A 3,631-nucleotide genomic window follows, 5' to 3' on the forward strand; every position below is an offset into this window, starting at 1 on the left:
GACCTACCGCGCCGGAGGAGCCGGGCTGGTGGCACGGATGCTGGCCCGCGACGGCCGGGACGTCCTCCTGCGGACGTGCTTGTCACAAATCCGCCCCCCGCCGGTGTCCTATGTGTGTCTATCGCTTCAAGTAAAGGAGTCACGGTGTCTGCGCATCGGATCATCATCATCGGGGCCGGCTACGCGGGGGTCATGGCGGCCAACCGGCTGGCCGGTAGCAGGAAGATCGCCGGCGCGGCCAGCGTGACAGTCATCAATCCGTCCGGGGATTTCATGGAACGGATCCGGCTGCACGAGGTCGCGGCCGGAAGCCGGGAATCAGCCTCGGTGCCGCTGCGTTCGCTGCTGCACCCGCGTGCCGCCGTCGTTGTTGGCACCGCCGCAGGGATCGATCCGGCGGCCCGCACTGTGCACTTCACGGACGGCCGCGAACCGCTGGAGTACGACTCGCTGCTGTACGCGGTGGGCAGCTCCAGTGCGGCAGCGGACCCGGACGGCTTCGACCTGCACGATGCGCAGGGCGCCGGCCGTCTGCGGTCGCGGCTGGAGCAGCTGGCAGCGGGCGCAGCGGTGAGTGTTATCGGTGGCGGCCTGACCGGGATCGAGGCTGCCGCGGAAATCGCCGAGCAGCACCCGCGGCTGCGCGTCCGGCTCGTCTCCCGCGGTGGGATTGGAGAAGATCTCTCCGCCGCCGGCCGCCGCGAACTGTTGAGGCGGCTCCGCAGCCTGGGCGTCGACCTCATGGAGGACACCGAAGCGGTACCGTCCGGCGGCGGGCAATTGACGACGTCGGCCAGCACTTGGCTGCCCTCGGACTGCACCGTCTGGACTGCCGGATTCACCGCTCCCGCCCTGGCGCGCGGCAGCGGCCTGCCCACCGACGCCGCCGGCAGGCTGCTGGTGGACGACTCGCTCGCCTGCCCGGAGCATCCGGAGATCTTCGACGCCGGCGACGCCGTCCGCCCACCCGCCGCAGTGGCCGGCCACCTGCGCATGAGCTGCGCCGCGGCCATGCCCATGGGCGCGCACGCCGCGGATGCCATCATTGCCCGGCTTCAGCAGCGTGTGCCGAAGAAGTTCTCCGCCGGGTTTATGGTGAGGTGTATCAGCCTGGGACGCGCCTCCGGCCTCCTCCAATCGGTGCATGCGGACGACCGGCCGCGCCGGTTGGCGGTCCGCGGACGGTTGGCCGGATTCGGAAAGGAACAGATCTGCCGGATGACTCTCGCATGGATCCGCGGCGAAGCGCGCCGCAGCGGCTCGTACACCTGGCCCCGCGGCCCGCGGCCAGCGGAGGCGCGGTAAGGCATGGGCGCAGCGGAGGTTTTCGAGGAGCACCGCTCCCTGCTGTTCACCATCGCCTACGAGGTCACTGGAACCGTTACCGACGCCGAGGACGTGGTCCAGGACAGCTATCTGAAGTGGACAACGGTGGAGGATGCCGCCGTCGTCAATCCCCGCGCCTACCTGGCCAGGATCGCCACCCGCACCGCGCTGAATTCGCTCCGTTCGGCCCAGCGCCGGCGCGAGGAGTACGTGGGTCCGTGGCTGCCCGAGCCGCTCGTGACCGGCGCCGATGTGGCTGAGGATGCGGTGCTAAGTGAGTCACTGTCCATTGCCATGCTGGTGGTGCTGGAGTCGCTGTCGCCCGAGGAACGGGCGGTGTTTGTGCTCCGCGAGGTGTTCGATTTCCCTTATGCCGACGTCGCGGACGCCACCGGCAAATCCCTCCCGGCTGTCCGCCAGCTCGCCCACCGCGCCAGGGAGCACGTCAGGGCCCGGCGGCCGCGCTTCGAGGCCGGCGACGGGCAGCAGCGGGAAGTGGCGGAGCGGTTCATGGCCGCCACGCTTGGAGGTGACCTGCAGGCCCTCATGGACGCACTCGCCCCGGGGGCCGTCCTGCTGTCCGACGGCGGCGGCAAGGTCACCGCGGCACGCAAGCCGGTGCTTGGCGCCGAGCGGGTCGCCCGCTTCCTGGTCGGCATCTCGTCGAATCCAGTGCCGGACATGCGCGTGGAACTCTCCACCCTCAACGGCATGCCCGGCCTGCTGGTGTTCAGCGGGGACCGCGTAGAACTCGCCGCCACGGTGGAGGTGCGCGGCGACCAGGTCACCGGCGTCTACCTGGTCCGCAACCCGGACAAGCTGGCGGCAGGGACCGGAGCGAGGGCCATGGCGAGGTAACTCCCGCAGAACCCATCCAGAAAAGTCATTGTTTCTTGACACACCATGTATGAGATTCTTTACATGAACACTCGACCTATGGGGGGAGCAGAGGTGGGTTCTGAGGAAAGAAACGCCTGGATCATGCTGGTGACGGCGGTCGCCGCCTACGCGGTCTATCTTGCCGTCATCCTCGGGCGGGCGGGCACCGTTCCGCTGCCTGAGGTACCCTACGTCCCGACGATGCTCTGGACGATCGGCGGGGCCATCGCCGCGTCGATCCTGCTGAACATCCTGTTTGCCGTCGCCATGCCTGAAGGCGCGGGGAAGAAGGATCAGCGGGACCGGGAGATCTCCCGGTTCGGGGAGTACGCCGGCCAGTCCTTCCTCGTCATTGGAGGCGTCTGCGCGCTTGTGATGGCGATGGTGGAATTGCCGTACTTTTGGATCGCCAACGCGGTCTACCTCGCCTTCGTCCTGTCGGCGGTCCTCGGTTCCGTAGCCAAGGTCATCGCCTACCGCCGGGGCCTCCCGGCATGGTGAAGCCCACCAGGATCACGAACGACATCAGGCGGCTGCGGTTTGCGCACGGGGAAATGACCCAGGCCGAGCTGGCAGACCGCACCGGCGTGACCCGCCAGACCATCATCGCCATCGAGCAGGGCCGCTACTCGCCCTCGCTGGAAATGGCCTTCCAAATCGCCCACGTGTTCGGGGTGCCGCTGGACGAAGTGTTCCAGTACCCGGCCGAAGAAGGAGAAACGCCATGAAAGCCATCGTGCAGCACACCTACGGACCGCCCGACGTCCTGCGCCTCGACGACATCGCCAAGCCGGACGTCGGGGACGACGAGGTACTGGTGCAGGTGCATGCGGCGGGCGTCGACGCCGGCGTCTGGCATCTCATGGCCGGCCAGCCTTACCTGCTGCGCCTGTTCGCCGGACTGCGCAGGCCAAAAATGCACGTTCGCGGACGGGACGTGGCGGGCCGCGTCGCAGCGGTTGGCCCGAACGTCACCCGGTTCCAGCCGGGCGACGAGGTGTTCGGCACGTCCCTCAGCGGCACGTATGCCGAGTACACCCGTGTCCGTGCGGACCGGCTCGAGCCAAAGCCCGCCAATCTTACGTTCGAACAGGCGGCCGCCGTACCCGTTTCGGCCTGTGCCGCCCTCCACGGCCTCCGGGATGCAGGCCAGCCGCGCCCAGGGCAGCACGTCCTCATCATCGGCGCGGGCGGCGGGGTCGGCACGTTCGCGGTCCAGCTCGCCAAGGCCTTCGGCGCGAACGTCACCGGAGTGTGCAGTACCGCCAAGGTGGACCTCGTGCGGTCCATCGGCGCGGACCACGTCTTTGACTACACTCGCGAGGACTTGGAGCTGGACGTGCTGATGGCCGGCCTGGAGTCGGCCTTCGCCGATCCGTCGGCCGTTCCGGCTTTGGTCAGCTGTGAAGGCGCCTTCTCCTACCTG

The 3,631-nt window shown here is 68.5% G+C and carries 5 protein-coding genes; all 5 read left to right on the plus strand.

What is annotated here, in order from left to right; genetic code table 11:
* Positions 1–144 precede the first annotated feature (144 nt).
* Positions 145–1,305: an NAD(P)/FAD-dependent oxidoreductase gene (locus AC5RW2_RS41370; RefSeq protein ID WP_494032796.1), complete on the plus strand. Its 1,161-nt coding sequence runs from the start codon at positions 145–147 to the stop codon at positions 1,303–1,305.
* Positions 1,306–1,308: 3 nt separating this feature from the next.
* Entirely contained in the window at positions 1,309–2,184 is an 876-nt protein-coding gene (locus AC5RW2_RS41375) for an RNA polymerase sigma-70 factor (RefSeq protein WP_494032795.1), read from the plus strand.
* 63 nt (positions 2,185–2,247) lie between these two features.
* Positions 2,248–2,706: a hypothetical protein gene (locus AC5RW2_RS41380; RefSeq protein WP_494032794.1), complete on the plus strand. Its 459-nt coding sequence runs from the start codon at positions 2,248–2,250 to the stop codon at positions 2,704–2,706.
* Positions 2,700–2,933 carry a helix-turn-helix transcriptional regulator gene (locus tag AC5RW2_RS41385; RefSeq protein WP_494032793.1) on the plus strand — a complete coding sequence of 78 codons (234 nt, stop codon included), beginning with the start codon at positions 2,700–2,702 and terminating at the stop codon, positions 2,931–2,933. The genes AC5RW2_RS41380 and AC5RW2_RS41385 overlap by 7 nt, the downstream gene beginning before the upstream one ends.
* A partial coding sequence (locus AC5RW2_RS41390; protein ID WP_494075315.1) for an NAD(P)-dependent alcohol dehydrogenase occupies positions 2,930–3,631 on the plus strand: 702 nt, incomplete at its 3' end. The genes AC5RW2_RS41385 and AC5RW2_RS41390, both read left to right, overlap by 4 nt.

It is taken from the genome of Arthrobacter sp. B0316-1-20, from assembly GCF_059091865.1.